Genomic DNA, 19,135 nt, shown 5'->3' with positions numbered 1-19,135 from the left:
TAAAACTATGTCAACTATTAAAACAGCCGCAAAAGATAAAGTCCCAGTAGGTCAAAAAGCCGCCTTTGGTGCAGGTCATTTGGTTTTAAACCTATATCCGGGAGCCTTAGGTTTCTTCATGTTCTTCTTACTTACTGCGTTTGGAATGGATCCATTTTTAGCAGGACTTTTAGGTGGGTTACCTCGATTTTTTGACGCAGTTACCGATCCAATTATGGGTTTTGTTTCTGATAACACAAGTTCTAAATGGGGTAGAAGAAGGCCATACATTTTTATTGGGGGCATTGTAAGTGCCATTACATTTGTGTTGCTTTGGCAATTGGATGAAAACAATTCCTCAAACTATAATTTTTGGTACTTCTTAATAATGTCTATGGTTTTTCTTATTGGAAATACCATGTTCGCTACACCCCTGGTTGGATTAGGTTATGAAATGACTTCCGATTATAACGAAAGAACACGTTTAATGGCATTTTCACAAACTGTTGGTCTATTAGCTTGGGTAATTGTACCTTGGTTTTGGGTAATTATTGCTGACCCAGATATTTTTAGTAATCAAGCAAAAGGCGTAAGAACAATGGCAATTTATGTTGGAATTGCTTGCTTACTACTTGGGTTTTTACCGGCAATCTTTTGTAGGGGTATGGACGCTTCTCATATGGCGAATAGAAAAAAATTAACCTTCAAGACTATATTTAGCAACCTGAAAGATTTATTCAGAAGTATTGGAGACGCTGTAAAGAATAAGCCCTTTATGAAATTATGTGGTGCCACTTTTTTAGTTTTTAATGGATATCAAATAGTAGCCTCTTTTAGTTTTTTTATTTTCGTTTTTTACATATTTAATGGAAGCTATGAAGCTACTGCTACCTGGCCAGCATGGTTTAGCTCTATCGGAGCTTTGGTCTCAGCATTTTTAGTAATTCCAATTGTATCTGCAATGGCTACAAAATGGGGAAAAAAGAAAGCATTTATCATTTCAACGGCTCTTTCTATCGTTGGTTATCTTATCAAGTGGTGGGCTTTTACCCCCGATAATGTTTGGCTTTCTTTTATTCCTATACCATTAATGTCATTTGGTTTAGGAAGTTTGTTTACTCTGATGATGAGCATGACAGCCGACGTGTGTGATTTGGATGAATTGGTTAATGGAATGCCAAGGAAAGAGGGTACTTTTGGAGCATTGTATTGGTGGGTGGTAAAACTTGGACAAGGATTGGCACTGGTTTTAGGAGGCCTTGTGTTAAAGTTAATAGGATTTGACGGTAATGCCGCCACACAGACGGTCGAGACGTTGACAAAATTAAGAATAGCAGATATAATTATTCCCGCCGTAACGGCAGCTTTGGCCATTTGGGTTATGTGGAAATACAGCCTGTCTGAAGAAAGAGCAAAGGAAATTAAAGCCCAATTAGAAGAAAGAAGAGGCGTATTATAGTTTTGTCGGAATGTTAAGTAGATTATAGAAGTAAAAAAATAGTAAGATGTCAACAAAAATAATAATCATAACAATAGGAGTTTTACTTATACTAATAGCAATACTTGGTAGTAAAAAAAGAAAGTCTGGCAAAAGGATTCTCAATATCAAAATAGGAATACCTTTTGGTGTTATTGGTGTTCTAATGATGATCTATGGCAGTTATTCGTCTGAATTTGTCAATTATAATACCCAAATGGAACAAGTTTCGATAGGAAAAAAATTGAAGATAGACGGACCTATTGATGCAGTGAAAGTAGTTTCTCCAATAGATAAAGACTCGGTAGATTGTCGTATTTTAACAATGGGAGTTTATCCCAAATCCCATAAAAGGGATATTTGGGTTATCATTAGGCCTACAGATGATAGATATTATCCACAATCTGATCATACAAATACTTCCTATAAAAGAGATGGGGAATGGCAGGTGGTTACGCGATTCGGTGGAGATAAAGGTGAAGCCTATGATTTAATTGTTTATGAAGCAGATTCAATCACATCATCATTGTTTAGTTCTACCATAGCAAAATGGAAAGAAGCTGACGACTACCCTGGATTAAAATTAGAAGAAATACCTGCAGGGGCCAAAGAAGTAGAACGCCTCGTGATTTATACCAGGAAAAACTGTAGAGGAGTTTTTTAGTGCGTAACTATGATAAGATCGAAGTCGAAGCTATTAAGAAGCAAAATTTATGCTATACCTTATTCGAAGGAAAAATTAGGATATTGATGAAAATCGTGCAAATGAAATTAGATGAGAGTTAGAAAGTAGAAAAGTAACAATTTAATGATTAAAATACTTATTTTATGTCACGTTCAGAGAAGTTTTTAGCATTAGCATCCATAGATTATGAAGGGAAAAGCCTGGAAGATTTGCAAGCTTTATTTAGCAAGTTTTTAACTAAAGGTATGCATGGATTATGTTTTAGCCCTTATGAAGAAGGGCAGCAACCAGGAGATCAATTGTCTGAAGCACAAATAAGACGCCGTATGGAGATTATTGCACCTTATACGAAATGGGTACGTTCATTTTCTACGACCGAAGGAAATGAATTGATACCAAAGATCGCCAAAGAATATGGTATAAAAACGTTGGTGGGAGCATGGCTTGGAGATGATAATGAGATTAACCAAAAAGAGGTTACCAATCTTATCAAGTTGTGTGAAGAGGGTTGTGTAGATATTGCAGCGGTTGGTAATGAGGTACTATATAGGGGTGATTTAACCGAAGAACAATTGTTAGATTTCATTAATGATGCCAAATCAAAAATAAAGGATATACCAGTGGGTTATGTTGACGCATATTATGAGTTCGTAGATCACCCTAGGATTAGTGAAGCATGTGATATTATTTTGGCAAACTGCTATCCTTTTTGGGAAGGCTGCGATCTGGATTATTCACTATTGTATATGAAAGATATGTATCATAGAGCACTTCGTGCCGGAAAAGGAAAAAAAGTCATCATTTCGGAAACTGGTTGGCCAAGTCAGGGAACCAATCTTGAAGGCGCTTTTCCCTCCTATGAAAATGCAATTAAACATTTTATAAATACTCAAAAATGGGTAGAAGAAGATGGTATAGAACTATTTTATTTTTCATCATTCGATGAGTCCTGGAAAGTAGGTGCAGAAGGCGATGTGGGCGCTTATTGGGGTATTTGGGATAAAGATGAGGTATTCAAATATGAATGAAACTAAATGTGACGATTAAAGTTAAAAATGATTAAATTCTAAAACAATAACTACTTTTTATACTTCTGTATACCCAGAGATCCCTATACAAAAGATACGTAAACCTCAACATTACCTATACAGCATAGCTTTTAGGTGTTTTTTATGAAAATTTATTTTTTTTATCAACCTGCCTTAAATTCTAGTCTTACCGAGCTATCCAAGGTCAAAAAAGAACATTTTTAACTGATGTATGATTTTTTGTTGAGGTCTATTTTGTTGATTTAAAGATTTTTAAGGATAAGTTTGTTACGTTCAAATAACACATTCTTTAACAAGTACAACTTGTAGATAAAATTGTGTCAGAGTATATAAATATTAACATATAAATATCCAACCTAAAACTAAAGCGTATGAAAATTTTTTACGGTATTATTTCAATTAATGTAGGGGCCCTTAAAAGATTTCTTAAACAACTTCCGGCTGCAAGCAGTCATGCGATTCATAGATAATCAATTTTGAATTCTCCCTTTTACTAATTAATAAAAATCTATTTGATTTAGCTGTACTATAACTCTATAGTTATAATTCGGAAACCGTGCTTTGGGGTATTGCACGGTTTCCATTTAAAGTGTAGCTATGTGTATTTCCTTCTAATTTTTATTGTTTTCATTAGTATACACGACGAGGTTAGGGTACTAATCTCGCCGTGTATGCTTTAAAAAGAAGAAGTAAGCATATTTTCAATTGTCAAAATTATAAGCCCTCAACTTATGAAAAGATTAAAGTTCTTACTTGTAGATGATAGTCCTTCTACCAATTTTTTTAATGAAATAATGATAAAAAAGACGGCAGAGTATGAAGAGATACAGATTGCAAAAAATGGAGAAGATGCCTTGGAGAGATTAAATTCTTCATTTATTCCAGATGTAATTCTTCTCGACATAAATATGCCGATAATGAATGGTTGGGAATTTTTAGAAGAATTTCAAAACCTGGATGCAAGATTCGATAATACTATGATCATATTAATGCTTGGTGCCAAATTATCTACAGATCAAAAGGAACTAATAACCACTATCCCTAATGTAAGGGGATGCATAGAGAAAATGTTAACGAAAGACATGGTAATAAATATAGTAACAAAGTTTCGGGAAAAAACGTTGTTAAACAAGTGTGAGTCAATATTAGATTGATTTAAAAGGAAAATTGACAAAAGGAAATAAACTTTAAGAAATGAATTTATAGAAACAAAAAAGCCTTACATTTTGTAAGGCTTCTTGTGATCGCGATAGGCAGATTTGTAATCCGAGCGACCAAGAGGAAATGAGTTTATCGTTGAAAATTATATTCTTCCCAACATCAAATAGCTGTTATCCCATTTTATTTTTATTCTAAACGGGCATTTTTTTTTGATGTTTTATTAAATAAAACATGATTAAAATAGTAAGAGAATTAAGAATAAGTTCGAATATATCAATAAGAGAAATATATGTAAATCTATACATGTCTGAAGAGATTTTAAATAATATAGAATCAGGAAAACACCCACCCGCTCTGCAAATTTTCCTGACTTCGGGGAACGATCCAAGATGAAAGTAAACAGTTTAGAAAACATAATAATCACTCAAAGTCAGGAGACTTTGCGCAGCAGGGGTCAAAAGTGAGATAATTCCCTCTTTCTCTACTTTATAGCACTCATAGACCACTATTCATAGTTCCGTAATATGCCTTACATCAATAAAAAGTTAAAAAAAAACATTTTTTTCTTCCCAGTAACGAAAAATGAAACTCGCAGCACCTATCATTGGATAATTTTTAAGGAAAAACAAGCTTGAAACTCCGGCAGCTTATTATCCCATCAGAATGTGTTGCCGGAAAACCCGGCACAACTTTCCGAGTGGGGAATATGCTGCCGGAAAACCCGGCACGTTTTTCCGAGGCAGGAAAATGTTCCCGGGTTTTCCGGGGCGTTTTTCCCAGGTGTAGAATCATTCTAAATAATTTAAATAAATATAACTTATGAACAATGTATTAGTCATTCCACAATTAAAAAGTTTTAAGAACGGAGAATTTTCAAAGTACACCCGTACTTTCATAGAACTTAGCCAAGAACAAGATCTCGATGCCATGGAGCTTAGCACTTATGTAGACCAACTTATGACAGATTATGAAGCTTTTAAAACGATTTACAAAAAGAACAGAGGAAGTATCCTTACTCCAGAACTTGCACAATTAGATGGGCTTCGGGATAATGGTATCAAACTTCTACAACGCAGTATTAAACTTATCGCAGATTTTTCTGGTGATGATCATGATCGCAATCAAGCTACTTTGGTCTATAAAGTATTTACAAAACACGGCAAAGACATCTATGATATGGCTTATAATCAACAAGGGGGTGTCTTGGATGAAATTATCGAAGAAATAGAAACAAATACACCGTTATGTGATGCTATAGACAATTTGAATCAGCGTAAGCATTTTAATGAAATGAAAACCGCACATCAAAAATTTGATACTATTTTTAAAGATCGTATAAAAGAACAACAACAAAACCAATCTGATTTAAGTATTACCGAGTTACGAAAACAAACCACCATGTCTTTAAGAGAAGTATTAGATTGGATCTTTATTCATGCCAAAACAAAAGGATTCGGGCCATTTAAAACCTACATTGGTAATCTTAATGCGCTTACCGAGCAATATAATCTATCGGTAGAGCGCAGACTCAACGATAAAAAAGAAGTGAATCAAGCATTGAATGATTCTTTAGGGCCTTTCTTAAAATTATCAAAAAAATGCCATCATCCTTGTTAAATAGGAAATTGTCCATGGTTTAGAATATGTAGGACTTGTAATTTTGCGGGAAACCGCAAAAAAAAACTCTTATAACCTCTACTATTATGGATGCAAATACATATCTTGGATATCAAGCATTATTTGATCACTTTCACGAAGTGTTCGGCCCTCATATAACATATGAGGATGACCAATGGAAAGAAGTCCTTAAAGCTATGTATCTATGTGACGATTGGTTATCAAATTGGATTGACATTGGCAAGAAGTCAGAACTTTCCCCAAAATCAAATTGCGAGTATCACAAACAAAGAACTGAATATGTCCATAATTTGTTGAAACAATATAACCTAGGTATATTTTCCCAAAAAGCTACTGACCTTGGTCTATTGTACTGTTTCTATACCTATCCCCATGGTATTAAACCTCAAGATGGCAGTAATCAGAAACGTATTGGCGTGTTTTCAAAAGCACAGACATATTTGGTGCTGGCAACAGCATCGATATGGCTCCTTGATATGTTATTTGATGATGTGCGTAAATTGTACGTTAATGGGAAATCAATTCTTGGAACTGTGGATCAAGTTTTAGATCATTTTGATGGAATTGAAGGTAAAAATGTACACGAAGTTAGAACACCTCCGGATGTTTCCCATTTTACGGAAAACAAACAGATCCAAAAATTATTTTATGAATTTTGCATTCTATTTGATCTTTGTTATATAGAAGGATATAAGGTACTTACATCCGAAACTCTTAAAATCGTATTTGATGAATATCGCCGACAAATCGTATACTTCCGTAATGAAATAGAAAATTATACACATTCAAATGATTCACCTGTTCTTGAGGAATATATGAATACCCGGGTTCTTTCATCAGGGTTTCAATGGGTCATTGTAAATCATATGCATATTCTTGGTCAAGAACGTAGTATTGGTGACCACTCACGGATAACCGATTTTCTAAAGTCGGAGATGACAAAATCTTCAGTGCGGTTTGCAGCGGAATATTGTTGTTTGATAAATGATATATTTTCTATTCTTAGCGATTCAAAACATCTAGTAGCTAATCCGGTCATATTTCTCGGTAAGCAAGAATATCCAGATAAGTCTAAAGAGGAACAATTGTATGCCGGAATTGATATGTCCATTAATATTGCACAAGATTCTTTCTCGAAACTTATAAAGTTGCTAGAAAATATGTCCATCTCCTCGGAATTGGATAAAAAAATATATGATCTATATATTGAAGTTCTATTCTTTGTATGCTATAGCTCTACAACATTTCATATTCTTTCTCCTCGCTATAATTTGGAGCTTTGTAAGAAATACTTGGTAAAAGAATAACATCTATCAAGGGTATGAACTAAGTGCTTTTGGCGGCAATAAAGACCGAAATAAACTTGTGTAAAGGAGATTGGAATATTTTTTGGCAACTCCAGTTCACTTCCACAGATTATTGAACCTGCTTCTAGAAATACTTACTATAGGAGATAACATTTGAAAAATTTAATAATTTATAATGATATGACACCCAAAAAGATTCCCGAAGTCAAGCCCGATAGCTGGTTATTTGGTAACATGAAATCTTTCTCCAAAGATCCAGATAGGTTTTTGAAAAAATGTGCAGAAACCTATGGTGATATTTTTCAATTCAGAGTAGCGCATAAAAGATTTATAGCAATCAATCATCCAGACTATATACAACATGTATTACAAACAAACCATCGTAATTATAAACAGTTTTCTCTTGTCAAACTGATTATAAAAGTAATAGGTGATGGTCTTTTTGCTTTAGAAGGCGAACAATGGAAGAAAGAGCGCCGTTTGATGCAACCCTATTTTCATAAAGAAATGGTTCGCTCCTATTTTACAATAATTGATAATCATGCAAAAAAGATGTTCAAGGATTGGCCATCAAAGCCCGAGCTATGGCTTCGTTCCGAGATGGGCGATCTTGTGCTGGATATCACCTCGAAATGTTTACTGGGAGAGAATGTAGAAGGTGGTGCTGGTATCATTAAAGAAAATCTTTTTTATGGCATGGTTACAATAATGGGGCGTGTCAAATCCCCTATACAGCCACCTTTATGGTTTCCAACGGCAAAAAATCAAAAATTCAATAAATCAGTTACGAAACTCAAAAAATTTCTAATTGAGGTCATAAGAAGCAAAGAAAAGGAAGAAAACCTTACGGGAAATGATTTGATGACCATGTTTATCCTCCTCGAAAGAAGTGGAGAGATCCCCAAAAAACAGATTTATAATGAGTTCGTGACTGTTATGTCAGCGGGATATGAAACTACTGCAACAGCCCTGTTTTCATTGATAGTAAATGTATATAAAGATGACGCTATTAGAAAAAAAGTGGTCGAAGAATATAATCGTGTCACCAAAGGCGGCCCTATTAAAGTTGAACACGTCGATCAGCTTCAATATGTTAATAACGTAATCAATGAAAGCTTACGGTTATGGTCTCCTGCCTTTATGCAAGGTAGGGAAGCGATTAAAAATGAGAAAATGAATGGTTATCCTATTAAGAAAGGAGATACAATTCTAATAGTTTCACAATTGATTCATCGTCACAAAAAATTTTGGAAAAATCCGAATGTTTTTGACCCAGATCGTTTTAATCAAGAACTTCCTCATAAATATGCTTATTTACCATTTGGAAGAGGTCCCAGAATGTGTATTGGAATGAATCTTGCACTTATGGAGATGCAAGTTATTTTGTATCATATGCTAAAATCGAATTTTGAAATAGAAGTTCCTTCTAATACAGAAATCGAATACGAAGTAACCCTTTCCTATAGGCCAAAAACTGATATCCGTGTTATAAAACCCATAACAAAGCAACATTAGTGCTCAATGGAGAATACTTTTTAACTCTCCCCCTATTCCAAAAAAAATTAACCTACTTTAAAAAGATGCCTATTTAACCTAATGATTACAATTTTTAATAGAGCTTTGATTTTCTGATATTGGGTTAGTGACCGCATAGCTGCATATTTGGCCAACTTGTTTCGCAGGCCCTATAAACAAAGATATTCTGAAAACAACGAAAAATGTTAAAAAGAGAAATCTGTGGATTTTTAAATGCCTATTTACAGGGCCTCCCAAGGACTTTGTCGTTTTTCACACCTATGTGGTCACTGGGCCTCCATGGTGCAATAACGCCCCTTCTGCCACGGGGTCAATTTAGGAAACAACCTTACTTCCCAGTAATTATATTTTTGGTCCCTAATTTTACTGACTCTAACACTTTTTATGGCATAAGATCATGTTAAAAATTGAGATTTGCCGTAAGCAATCTTCTTAAATGTGATTGGTCTTCATGGGAATCGGACCCTTGAGGGGCTTTTTCATTTTCAAGATTGGTTTTTTCATACATCAAGTTCAGACGACGGGGGCTTGACATATAAAGTCCCCGCCGTTATGAAAATTTCCCTGACTGGAACGGGCGGCCAATCTTAAATCAAAAGTCATTGGCCGATTATATTTTCCAAGACTATTATTTTAGAGTCCAGTATGAATATCTTCCTTGCGCATAGTCCTAGGTGAAATAGGTAAATATAGATTGGAACTGATTTTTCAGGATAAGCATATGGTCTTTTCAATTCTCATTTAGGGAATTTTAGCTATATTTGCTTATCGATTCCAAGACCTATACTTCATAGGCAATAGAGATTCAAGTCCCTTCTTTGGGCATAGCTTCAAAAGCTATTGACGATTCCTAATCCGCTAAATTCATTTTGGATGTAAAGACCATACAAAAGTATAGGGATAAGTCTGTAGCACAACTGCGTGAAATAGCTACGACACATTTTAACAAATTCATTAGATATCGTGATACCGATTCTAATGGTTTTGGTCGCTGTATCTCTAGCGGTCAACCCTTACGCGTACCATCAAAAAAGGCTCAAGCTGGACATTTCTATAGCGGAGGTAAATTTCCAGAGTTAAAATTCAATGAGGATAATGTACATCTTCAAGGATTGTCTGACAACTACTACAATGGTGCAAACTTACTTCAATACCGGAAGAATCTTATCAAAAAAATAGGGATTGAAAGAGTTGAGGAATTAGACAGGATTGCTGATATGAGTAAAAGCAATCGGTTTAAGTGGGATAGAATCCATCTGATAGAAGTTATTGAGAAATACAAAGGAAAATGGAAGGAAGTAGCATGAAAGGTATAAAACACATAGAATTACCGATTGAGGAAATAATCCTTCTGGACAAAAATCCAAGAAGTATATCAGAAGAGGATTTGCTATAGCTAGTCATACAGGAGATTCCTTCCAAAACTCGGGAACTGCTTATGTAGATAGCGAAGGTGTGTTTGCAAATTTTGCAGGAATTCAAGCCTTATCTGCAAGTACTGGTATTGAAGTAAAAGGAGCGCTTGTAGGCTTAGGCTTGGGAAAGTTAAACAAGAGCGCATATAGCAATAATAATGCGCTTGTTGGAGTTTTTGGAAGGGCTCACAATGCTGCAAGTGATCCAGCTCCTGCTTATGGAGGATATTTCATAGGGTTAAAGGCAAATGGATTCTTCTATAACGTAAAGGTTATAACACAAACTACCACAAGCCATACAGTATCAGGATCCGAAGATTATATCTCTTGTTACAATACTGAACTTCTCCAACTTTATTTACCAACTTCAAACAGACATCCAGGTCGAATAATCTATGTGAAAAGAATAAATGGTCTTGTTAGAGTTTATGGTAACGGTGTAAATCTCATGTTGCATAATCAGGGCAGCAGTGTTGAAGTAGCAGACGGAGACTGTTGGATGTTCGTGTTTGATGGGTCTTATTGGTGTGCTCAAAAATTAATACGATAGACACATAAGACTTAAAAGACAGGAAACTACTGGATTATCAAGGCGAAAATCGATTAATACACTGCTAATAAGAGGATATTAGCACTTTGGTAAACAATTCAAATTTGAGGAGGATTAAAATGAGTTGAAATAGATTCTTTTAGCTACTTTTTTTAGAGTGGATATTATCAATTTACTAAAACTATTCTTATGACGGCCATAATAGCTTACATATCTAAAAGTACAATCTTGAAATATGCTTTTGGTTACTCCTTTTTTGTTTCCTCTGCTACAATCATCGAGCAAGAGTTTACCAATCAAGATTTTTTCACAAGAATTTTACATGCCATTCCTTCAAAAATTATAGTTGCTCTTGGTATTGTTTACGGAGTTGTGATTGTTGCAAAGAAAATTTCAGATGCCTGGAAAGGGCATCAAATAAACAGGCTTGAAGTAAAACAAAAACGCGAAGAGGTTGAGCAAGTTGAAATTGATACGGAAATAAAGAAAAAGGAGCTGTGATATGAAATCGATACAAAACAATTATTGGCAAGAGTTCAGACAGTTATCAATCCTATTTCGACGATACTCAAAAATAAAAACCCCTCATAAAGAGGGACTAATATCGGCGTTGTCGTCAAACAGTAACTTATACAAGTTCTACCGATAATAGTTCGTTGCCAAACTTATGTAAGGCAGTTTCTATTTTCTTTCTTTGTTCTATTCTTGGCTTTCTATGGCCAGTACTATAGTGTTGTAATTGACGTTGATTTATCCCCGTAATGCGTTCTAAAGCAGAAAAAGGCATTATCCCTTTATAGTAGTTTAAAAGACTTTCTAAATCGAAATTATAAACTATTTCGTAATCTCCTTTTAAAGCTTCTGGAATGTTATCATCATCAAAAGTTTTTACGGTTTCAATGGCATCTAAAATAGATTGCTTACACTCTCTAACAGTATCACCAGCACCGTAAATACCCTCTACGTTTTCTGCGTATGCGCCAAATGAGTCCGAGCTTTTCTCGATTATTATTTTAATTGTTTTCATAGTAGTACTTTTTATGGGGCTAATTAAAGCACCATTTGTTTTTTTAAACTTCTTTCTAAGCCTTTAGGCATTTCTTTAGAACCATGATTCGGAATAGAAATTTTTTTGTTTTCTTTTTCTCAAATTTCATGGCTTCCTTTTCCCTGCCGAAGCAGTCGCCAGCCCTTTTTCTTGGCTAGCCTTAAAAATTCATTGTATTTCATAGAACGTATTATTACTGTTTGACAAGTCAAAGACAGTAAAATTACTATCATTTACAAAATATTTTAATGAGTATTTGACTATTTTAACAGTTTTGAGTAGTCTTTGGGAGGTTCAGCATCTATATCACACAGATATTTCTCCAAGGCTGTCATAGTAGTAAGACCAGTAATGAAAAATTCACCGAAAAAATATTTGAGGAATAGACATATGAATACAGAAGTAAAAAGATTTGAGCAAATCCATTTAGGTAATATTTGCTTGTTGGATTTTGGTTCTTACCACAAATAATTGAACGGATTACATTTGTTATAAATCCGATTTCAAATATTTTAAAACATTAGTTACTTACCGCTATATTTACCACTAAAAAAATAACCTCTTGATTTTCAAGAGGTTATTTGTTAAAATGTGATCGCGACAGGATTCGAACCTGTGACCGTCTGCTTAGAAGGCTATAAATTGGACCAAATTCAGTACCATTAAAAATTATAAGTATCTGTTTTTGAGTGTTTTAATAAATTCTGATATCAAATAAAATCAATTGATATCAAAAAAAAGTGTGCGTAAAGTGTGCGTAAAATTGGTTAACTTTAATAACAAATCTTTAGTATATGGCACGTGCAAGACTCACTTTAGATACTCGAGAAAAGTCCAAAAATTCTGATGGACTTTACCCAATTGTACTTCGTATCTTTCATCAAAAACCTAGGATAATTCGTATGGATGCATATACATCAGATTCTGGTTGGGACGATTCTAATATGACTTTGAAAAAGTCTGCAGTTGCTAACAAATATTTGAATTGTGATGAAATAAATATAAAATTATACGACAAATTACATACTGCCAAATCGATTATAAATCAATTGGGGGATACCATAAATAACATTACCGTAGATGTTCTTGTGGAGAATATTAAAAAGATGTGGGATAATTCTTTAGACTCTGATTTGAAAAGGAACCTGTCCAATACCATTACCATAAATGAATGGAGTGAAGTACTTATTAAACGTAAATTAAAGGAAGAAAAGCCGGGCACTGCAAAATGGTATAGAGATTCTGTTTGGGCCGTGACCAAATTCAATAATGGGGAGGCTATTAAATTTTTCGAACTTACTGTGACTTTTTTAAAGGAATTTGAATTGGAGCAAAAAGCAAAAGGTAACTCAAATAACTGTATAAGTTCTTATTTAAGAGCAATTCGGGCAATATATAATAGTGCTATTAAAGAAGATAGATATGAACCAGTGAAAAATCCATTTCAGTTCTATAAGATTCCTACCTCAAGACGAACTAAAAAGAAGGCTTTGCCAAAAGAAAACTTTGTTGTTATTCGTGAATTGAATTATCCTACGGGAAGTAATCTTTTCCATACGAAGAATTATCTTTTAAGTATGTTCAATTGCAGGGGGATGAACCTCATTGATTTAGCAAAATTGAAAGTAAAGAACATAAGAGAAGATAGGATTTTTTATGGGCGCAGTAAAACCGGTGATCAATTATCCGTAAAAATAACTAATGAGTTACGTTCTATTTTAGACTACTATATAGATGGTAAGGAATCTGAAGATTTTATTTTCCCGATTGGCTATGACGGTTCTGTTTTGGGTTTTAAAAAGTATCGCTCTGATCGAAGGTTGGTTAATAAACTTTGCAAAATCATTGCAAAGGATGCAGGAATAAATGAGCCACTAACATCATATTATATTAGACATTCATGGGCAACAATTGCCAAAAGTATGGGGATACCAACAGAAGTGATAAGTGAAGGTTTAGGACATCATTCTCTCAAAACCACCGAAATTTACCTTAAGAGTTTTGACAATTCAGTTCTTGATGAAGCAAATGAAATAATAGTGTCCTAGGAAATATAATAGGTTTAGTTTTTAAGTTCGGATCTGAAATAGAAGAATATTATTAAACTTAAAGGTTACAGTGATTGGTGGTTGTATAAAGCTAAAATGCTATTTTTCCATTCCAAAGCATTCTGAAGCTTATCAAAACACATTAATTTTTTATCGAAGAAAATTTTCTCAAGTTTAGTTTGATTCTTTTGTTGGTCTTTGTCTGAAATTATTGCTACGCCAGACAAATTTGACATTTTATTAGCTTCAAGATAAACTGTTGGATTCACAGAATAGGAATGAATTCGATTTGATATGTATACCCATGGTTTGTTTTTGAAATGTTTTTCGACCAAGACAACTACGACATCTGCATGTTTTGGTTGGATTACCGTTCCTTCATTGATTTCGCTCAACATATAATCGTCATGAATTTCAACTCTACAAAAATCCAAAACATATAACTTCTTCATCTACATTTTTTTAAAGCTCACAAACTTATGAAATTTTAAAATAAACTGTTTTGTAAATAGAACGAAGGGGTGTAAACATCTTCTTTTTGATGTTTACCCTATCATAATGACTTCTACACGGACCATTTTGGCTTCAATGGCAGCCATTAATCCTGCACCTCCACTATCAATAACCAGCACGTTGGAGATGTATGTTGTGTTGTTTCTGTTGTATTATCCTTTAAAGTTATATAAATTATACAAAAGCACTATAACCAGTGATCGCCCTTCCTACTATTAATGAGTTGATTTCTTTAGTACCTTCATAAGAATAAATGGCTTCGGCATCAGCAACGAATCTCGCTACATCATATTCCAGAAGGATACCATTACCTCCCATAACTTCTCTAGCTCTGCTTACAACATCCCTAGTACGCATGGTACAGAAAACCTTAGCCAAGGATGCATGTTCATCAGTTAACAAACCGTGATCCTGCAATTCAGACAAACGATACACCATAGCCTTCATAGCTGTTAGGTTGGCCAGCATTTCTACTAAATGATCTTGAATAAGTTGGAATTTAGCAATAGGTTTTCCAAACTGTTCTCTTTTCTTAGTGTATTTCAATGCACTTTCATAGGCCCCCCTTGCACAACCTACTGCCTGCCATGCTACTCCAGCTCGGGTCATTCTTAATACCTTCGCAGTATCTTTAAAGGAATTGGCCTTTTGTAGCCGATCTTGTTCATGAACCCTACAATCTGATAGTGTGATCAATGCATTTTGTACTGTACGAAGAGCCATTTTGTTTTCCATTTTTTCGGCTTTAAAACCAGGAGTTCCTTTTCGTACCAAAAACCCTTTAACCTGATTAGATTCCAGATCTCTTGCCCATATTACAGTTACGTCAGAAAATGTAGCATTCCCTATCCATTTTTTCTGCCCATTGAGTATCCAATGATCACCTTCTTTTTGACAGGTAGTTTCGAGTCCCCCGGCGGCTCCGCTGCCCACATTTGGCTCTGTAAGTCCAAAGGCACCGATGGCTTCTAATCTCTGCATTTTGGGTAACCATTCTTGCTTTTGTTCTTCGCTTCCACAAAGATAGATGGAGCCCATTGCCAAGCCACTATGTACACCAAAAAAAGTGGAGATAGAAACATCAACACGGGCCATCTCCTCTGCAATAATTCCTTCCATGATAAACGGAAGCCCAGGACATCCGTAGCCATCGTAGGCAACACCGCAAATATTTAGTTTGGCAAGTTTTGGGATGATATCCATTGGGAACTGGGCTTTATTCCAATATTCGTTAGCTATAGGCTCTATTTCATCTTCCATAAAATTTCTGACCTTTAACTGTATTGCTCTTTCTTCCTGGGTAAGCTTTAAATCATAGTCATAGAAATCTCCATCGATAGGTGGTAACTTGCGTTGTCCTTTTTTTGCTTTCTCAGTGAGCATTTTCATGAGACCGTTCAATTGCGTATCATTAAGTTCACCTACAGATTTCATGATTTTAGGAAGATCAATTTTTTCAGAAATTTGCCCTAGTTCTTTGAAATCCACTTCTTTCATTAAGTGGATAATTTGTTTCATATTTTTAAATAGTTGCATATACTAAAAATTAGGTTAAAAGGGTTATTAAAAATAGGGTTTCGCTATTCAATTTTGCTTTTAAAGGATGATAAGATTTTCATAATTTTTAATCAGAAGATAAAAGAACCTTTTTTGTTAACAGTTGAAAGACTTTGTATATTAACTGAAACTTGGATTACGTATTTTTTTAAGTAAAAAAAGAATTTCTTTTCATAAAACTTAGAACCTCTTTACAAGAACTGTAAAAAGGTTTTTAAGTTTATATAGTCTTAGTCCTTGTTGAAAGTTACCTTCCCACTTTCCATATCGTAAACGGCAGAGATAATATTTATCTTTCCTTCATCTTCCATCATGGCCATTGTAGGCGATGCTTCCCTAATATTTTGAACTGTTCTCATTGTATTATTTGTAATAACATCGTTGGTAAACGTTTCATTTTTAGAACTGATTTCACCATTTGTTTTGGTTTCCCTGACGGCTGGACGTATTTCATCCATCAAGTCGGCTAGGGAGTTCATATTCATGGAACGGGCATCTACATTATCGATAGTAGATTTTACTGCTCCACAAGCTGTATGTCCCATGACAATTACCACCTTTGATCCTGCAACGGCTGTTGCAAATTCCATAGAGCCTACAATATCCTTATTTTCAATGTTACCGGCTACACGGGCAACAAAAATATCTCCGATTCCCAAATCAAAAACATCTTCTACAGGTACTCGGCTATCCACACAAGAAAGTACTATTGCTTTGGGGAACTGTCCTATCATAGCTTTTCTGCGTTGAGCCGAATGGTCTCGACGAGTGAGATTATTATTCATGAAATTTTCATTCCCTTTTTTAAGTCTGCCAATTATTTCTTCGGGAGTCATATCTGCTTGCTCCTCTGCGGTTAAAATACTTTTGACAGCTTTTTCAGTTACTTGGGGCTGTTTTTCAATAGCTGTTCCTTCATTAGTGCCATTTTTGTTTTTTTCCTGGCAAGCAACTGTAAGTGTTAGAATTCCAATAATGATTAAATTTAATTTCACTTTTCTCATTTGTTTAAATTTTTTGATTAAACATTAAACAAATATATAGCAAAAGCTTAAAGGTAAGTCTAGATTAACAAATATTTAATAGTAAAGCTATTATAAAAAAGGAGTTTTACTATTGTTTTTTGGATTGTCTTATTATCAATAATAATTACCTACGGCAAATTTCTGTTTTTGACCCTAAGAGCGCCTTTTTTCTAATTAGAATAATTTCTTATTAGTTTTTATTCTTTGAAGAGATAAATAATTATAATATTTTGTGGATAACAATTATGTAATATGGAAGAAACAACGCATTCATCTGTAAAAAAAACTTTAGGTTTAGCTCCAGGTTCTGTGGTATATGTTGGTGAAAAAGCCACTAGCGATTTGTACATTGAAGTTTTTGATTATGACAAAAGTTTTTTTGAAGAAAAGGAATTAGAAAACATAGAAGACGCGTATGCTTTTATAGATTCAAAGCCGATAACATGGATAAATATAAATGGCCTCAGTCATACGGAAGCTATTGAAAAAATAGGTGGCTACTGTAGTTTACATCCGTTAATCTTAGAAGACATTGCAAATACACAGCAACGGCCTAAAATAGATGAATATGAAAACTATCTATTTGTGGTATTGAAGATGCTGTATTTTGATGGAGATGAACAACTTGCCATTGAGCATATAAGTTTTGTTTTGGGAGATGGTTTTGTGATATCTTTTCAAGAGTCAGATGGCGATGTTTTTGATTCTATACGAAACCGTATAAGAAACAACAAAGGTAGACTTCGATCTATGGGAGCCGATTATTTACTCTATGCTTTAATGGATGCTGTAGTCGATAATTATTTTAATATGATTGAAGCAATGGGTGATAAAATTGAAGAGATTGAAGATGAGCTATTCGAGGAAAAACCCAATGACAATATAACCTATGATATTCAAAATTTAAAACGAGAAATTTTAAAGATAAGAAGAGCAGTTTTTCCGCTGCGTGAAGTTGTAAATCGCTTGGAGAAAAATGAGCACAAACTAATAACTAAAAAGACGCAATTTTATCTAAGGGATTTATATGATCATATCATCCAGGTATCAGAAAATGTAGAAATTTACCGTGACATGATATGGGGATTAATGGACATGTACATGACTACAATTAGCAATAAAATGAATGAGGTGATGAAAGTGCTTACAATTATTGCTACTATTTTTATTCCTCTGACATTTCTAGCGGGAATTTATGGGATGAATTTTGAATATATTCCTGAACTTAAATATAAATACGGGTATTATATATTTTGGGGCGCCCTAGTGATTATTTTTATAGGTTTGATAATATATTTTAAACGCAGAAAATGGTTGTAATTCTCAAATAAATCTCAATACAACGCGGACATTAAATTAATTCTAGTTTTTACACCTTTTTGATAATAGAATTATCAGGTATTAACCGTTCTGAAGTATTTCCCTTTTTCTCATAATCAAGATGATTTAGGATATACCGCATAGCTTCTCTACGTGCAATCTCTCTGTCATTTCCATTAATAACTATCCAAGGTGATTTTTGAGTAGATGTAATTTTAAACATCTTTTCTTTGTGCAACGTAAAATCCTGCCATTTAGCTTGCGCCTGGGCATCTACACCACTCAATTTCCATTGCTTTAATGGGTTATGTACCCGTTCTTCAAGCCGTTTCTTTTGTTCATCAATATTTATTGAAAACCAAAATTTAAATAAATGAAGCCCATCATCAATTAACATGTTTTCTAACTGTATTACCTGTTGATTAAACAATTCGTGTTGTTCCTTTGTACAAAAACCCATTACAGGTTCTACAACAGCGCGATTGTACCAACTACGGTCAAAAAATACCATTTCACCGGGTCCGGGAAGATGTTCTATATATCTTTGAAAATACCATTGTCCAGCTTCTTTTTCTGTTGGTTTTGATAGCGCAACTACTTTGAACAGCCTAGGATTTAAAAATCTAATAAATCTCATTATTGCACCTCCTTTCCCGGCAGTATCTCTACCTTCAAACAAAACCATGACTTTCTGATTACTTTCTTTAATATGCTGTTGCAACCATACCATTTCTGTTTGTAAGTTGATGTATTCTGGATCTGTTTCTGAATTTAAGAGTTTCATTTATATAAAATTATATTTAAGTCTTGTCCTTTAAATCTTGAAT

Annotated in this window: 18 protein-coding genes; 13 read left to right on the top strand and 5 right to left on the bottom strand. The window is 34.3% G+C overall.

Going from position 1 to position 19,135, the window contains the following annotated elements:
• Positions 1–7 precede the first annotated feature (7 nt).
• From U6A24_RS11080 to U6A24_RS11030, 11 genes are all read left to right on the top strand, one after another.
• On the top strand, positions 8–1,438 hold the full coding sequence (locus U6A24_RS11080) for an MFS transporter (RefSeq protein ID WP_324180037.1): 1,431 nt from the start codon (positions 8–10) through the stop codon (positions 1,436–1,438).
• A gap of 46 nt (positions 1,439–1,484) precedes the next feature.
• On the top strand, positions 1,485–2,120 hold the full coding sequence (locus U6A24_RS11075; protein WP_324180036.1) for a hypothetical protein: 636 nt from the start codon (positions 1,485–1,487) through the stop codon (positions 2,118–2,120).
• 164 nt (positions 2,121–2,284) lie between these two features.
• Positions 2,285–3,169 carry a glycoside hydrolase family 17 protein gene (locus U6A24_RS11070; protein WP_324180035.1) on the top strand — a complete coding sequence of 295 codons (885 nt, stop codon included), beginning with the start codon at positions 2,285–2,287 and terminating at the stop codon, positions 3,167–3,169.
• A 752-nt stretch (positions 3,170–3,921) separates the two neighbouring features.
• Positions 3,922–4,344, top strand: a complete 423-nt coding sequence (locus U6A24_RS11065; RefSeq protein ID WP_324180034.1) for a response regulator — start codon at positions 3,922–3,924, stop codon at positions 4,342–4,344.
• Between the two features lie 238 nt (positions 4,345–4,582).
• Entirely contained in the window at positions 4,583–4,744 is a 162-nt protein-coding gene (locus tag U6A24_RS11060) for a hypothetical protein (RefSeq protein ID WP_324180033.1), read from the top strand.
• A 426-nt stretch (positions 4,745–5,170) separates the two neighbouring features.
• On the top strand, positions 5,171–5,968 hold the full coding sequence (locus U6A24_RS11055) for a DUF6261 family protein (protein WP_324180032.1): 798 nt from the start codon (positions 5,171–5,173) through the stop codon (positions 5,966–5,968).
• An 86-nt stretch (positions 5,969–6,054) separates the two neighbouring features.
• On the top strand, positions 6,055–7,296 hold the full coding sequence (locus U6A24_RS11050) for a terpene synthase family protein (RefSeq protein WP_324180031.1): 1,242 nt from the start codon (positions 6,055–6,057) through the stop codon (positions 7,294–7,296).
• Between the two features lie 180 nt (positions 7,297–7,476).
• Positions 7,477–8,811, top strand: coding sequence for a cytochrome P450 (locus U6A24_RS11045; RefSeq protein ID WP_324180030.1), 1,335 nt, complete (start codon positions 7,477–7,479; stop codon positions 8,809–8,811).
• Positions 8,812–9,701: 890 nt separating this feature from the next.
• Positions 9,702–10,139 (top strand): recombination protein NinG, encoded by a 438-nt coding sequence (locus U6A24_RS11040; protein WP_324180029.1) that lies wholly within the window; start codon positions 9,702–9,704, stop codon positions 10,137–10,139.
• Positions 10,140–10,287: 148 nt separating this feature from the next.
• Positions 10,288–10,797 (top strand): hypothetical protein, encoded by a 510-nt coding sequence (locus U6A24_RS11035; protein ID WP_324180028.1) that lies wholly within the window; start codon positions 10,288–10,290, stop codon positions 10,795–10,797.
• A gap of 189 nt (positions 10,798–10,986) precedes the next feature.
• On the top strand, positions 10,987–11,298 hold the full coding sequence (locus tag U6A24_RS11030) for a hypothetical protein (RefSeq protein ID WP_324180027.1): 312 nt from the start codon (positions 10,987–10,989) through the stop codon (positions 11,296–11,298).
• 127 nt (positions 11,299–11,425) lie between these two features.
• Here U6A24_RS11030 and U6A24_RS11025 read toward each other — a convergent pair whose 3' ends face one another.
• The gene (locus U6A24_RS11025) at positions 11,426–11,824 is read right to left on the bottom strand and encodes a type II toxin-antitoxin system HicB family antitoxin (RefSeq protein ID WP_324180026.1); all 399 of its coding nucleotides are present in this window, start codon (positions 11,822–11,824) and stop codon (positions 11,426–11,428) included.
• Between the two features lie 815 nt (positions 11,825–12,639).
• Between U6A24_RS11025 and U6A24_RS11015 the strand changes: the two genes are divergently transcribed.
• Positions 12,640–13,893 (top strand): tyrosine-type recombinase/integrase, encoded by a 1,254-nt coding sequence (locus tag U6A24_RS11015; RefSeq protein ID WP_324180025.1) that lies wholly within the window; start codon positions 12,640–12,642, stop codon positions 13,891–13,893.
• A gap of 65 nt (positions 13,894–13,958) precedes the next feature.
• Here U6A24_RS11015 and U6A24_RS11010 read toward each other — a convergent pair whose 3' ends face one another.
• The 3 genes from U6A24_RS11010 to U6A24_RS11000 form a co-directional block, all read right to left on the bottom strand.
• On the bottom strand, positions 13,959–14,345 hold the full coding sequence (locus U6A24_RS11010; protein ID WP_324180024.1) for a hypothetical protein: 387 nt from the start codon (positions 14,343–14,345) through the stop codon (positions 13,959–13,961).
• A 235-nt stretch (positions 14,346–14,580) separates the two neighbouring features.
• Positions 14,581–15,942, bottom strand: coding sequence for an acyl-CoA dehydrogenase family protein (locus U6A24_RS11005; RefSeq protein ID WP_324180023.1), 1,362 nt, complete (start codon positions 15,940–15,942; stop codon positions 14,581–14,583).
• A gap of 251 nt (positions 15,943–16,193) precedes the next feature.
• On the bottom strand, positions 16,194–16,967 hold the full coding sequence (locus tag U6A24_RS11000) for a carbonic anhydrase family protein (protein ID WP_324180022.1): 774 nt from the start codon (positions 16,965–16,967) through the stop codon (positions 16,194–16,196).
• 273 nt (positions 16,968–17,240) lie between these two features.
• On the opposite strand from U6A24_RS11000, the gene corA reads away from it, so the two are divergent.
• Positions 17,241–18,308 carry a magnesium/cobalt transporter CorA gene (gene corA / locus U6A24_RS10995; RefSeq protein WP_324180021.1) on the top strand — a complete coding sequence of 356 codons (1,068 nt, stop codon included), beginning with the start codon at positions 17,241–17,243 and terminating at the stop codon, positions 18,306–18,308.
• 49 nt (positions 18,309–18,357) lie between these two features.
• Here the strand turns inward: corA and ppk2 are convergent, their stop codons facing one another.
• On the bottom strand, positions 18,358–19,092 hold the full coding sequence (gene ppk2, locus U6A24_RS10990) for a polyphosphate kinase 2 (protein ID WP_324180020.1): 735 nt from the start codon (positions 19,090–19,092) through the stop codon (positions 18,358–18,360).
• Between the last annotated feature and the right edge of the window lie 43 nt (positions 19,093–19,135).

The organism is Aquimarina gracilis, assembly GCF_035285365.1.
GTDB lineage: Bacteria > Bacteroidota > Bacteroidia > Flavobacteriales > Flavobacteriaceae > Aquimarina > Aquimarina gracilis.
This window is presented reverse-complemented; position numbering and strand designations above follow the sequence as displayed.

Bases quoted from the DNA above. Each gene is read 5' to 3' on its own strand.
- U6A24_RS11080 (WP_324180037.1), top strand. From the start codon at position 8: ATGTCAACTATTAAAACAGCCGCAAAAGATAAAGTCCCAGTAGGTCAA.
- U6A24_RS11075 (WP_324180036.1), top strand. From the start codon at position 1,485: ATGTCAACAAAAATAATAATCATAACAATAGGAGTTTTACTTATACTA.
- U6A24_RS11070 (WP_324180035.1), top strand. From the start codon at position 2,285: ATGTCACGTTCAGAGAAGTTTTTAGCATTAGCATCCATAGATTATGAA.
- U6A24_RS11065 (WP_324180034.1), top strand. From the start codon at position 3,922: ATGAAAAGATTAAAGTTCTTACTTGTAGATGATAGTCCTTCTACCAAT.
- U6A24_RS11060 (WP_324180033.1), top strand. From the start codon at position 4,583: ATGATTAAAATAGTAAGAGAATTAAGAATAAGTTCGAATATATCAATA.
- U6A24_RS11055 (WP_324180032.1), top strand. From the start codon at position 5,171: ATGAACAATGTATTAGTCATTCCACAATTAAAAAGTTTTAAGAACGGA.
- U6A24_RS11050 (WP_324180031.1), top strand. From the start codon at position 6,055: ATGGATGCAAATACATATCTTGGATATCAAGCATTATTTGATCACTTT.
- U6A24_RS11045 (WP_324180030.1), top strand. From the start codon at position 7,477: ATGACACCCAAAAAGATTCCCGAAGTCAAGCCCGATAGCTGGTTATTT.
- U6A24_RS11030 (WP_324180027.1), top strand. From the start codon at position 10,987: ATGACGGCCATAATAGCTTACATATCTAAAAGTACAATCTTGAAATAT.
- U6A24_RS11025 (WP_324180026.1), bottom strand. From the start codon at position 11,824: ATGAAAACAATTAAAATAATAATCGAGAAAAGCTCGGACTCATTTGGC.
- U6A24_RS11015 (WP_324180025.1), top strand. From the start codon at position 12,640: ATGGCACGTGCAAGACTCACTTTAGATACTCGAGAAAAGTCCAAAAAT.
- U6A24_RS11010 (WP_324180024.1), bottom strand. From the start codon at position 14,345: ATGAAGAAGTTATATGTTTTGGATTTTTGTAGAGTTGAAATTCATGAC.
- U6A24_RS11005 (WP_324180023.1), bottom strand. From the start codon at position 15,942: ATGCAACTATTTAAAAATATGAAACAAATTATCCACTTAATGAAAGAA.
- U6A24_RS11000 (WP_324180022.1), bottom strand. From the start codon at position 16,967: ATGAGAAAAGTGAAATTAAATTTAATCATTATTGGAATTCTAACACTT.
- corA (WP_324180021.1), top strand. From the start codon at position 17,241: ATGGAAGAAACAACGCATTCATCTGTAAAAAAAACTTTAGGTTTAGCT.
- ppk2 (WP_324180020.1), bottom strand. From the start codon at position 19,092: ATGAAACTCTTAAATTCAGAAACAGATCCAGAATACATCAACTTACAA.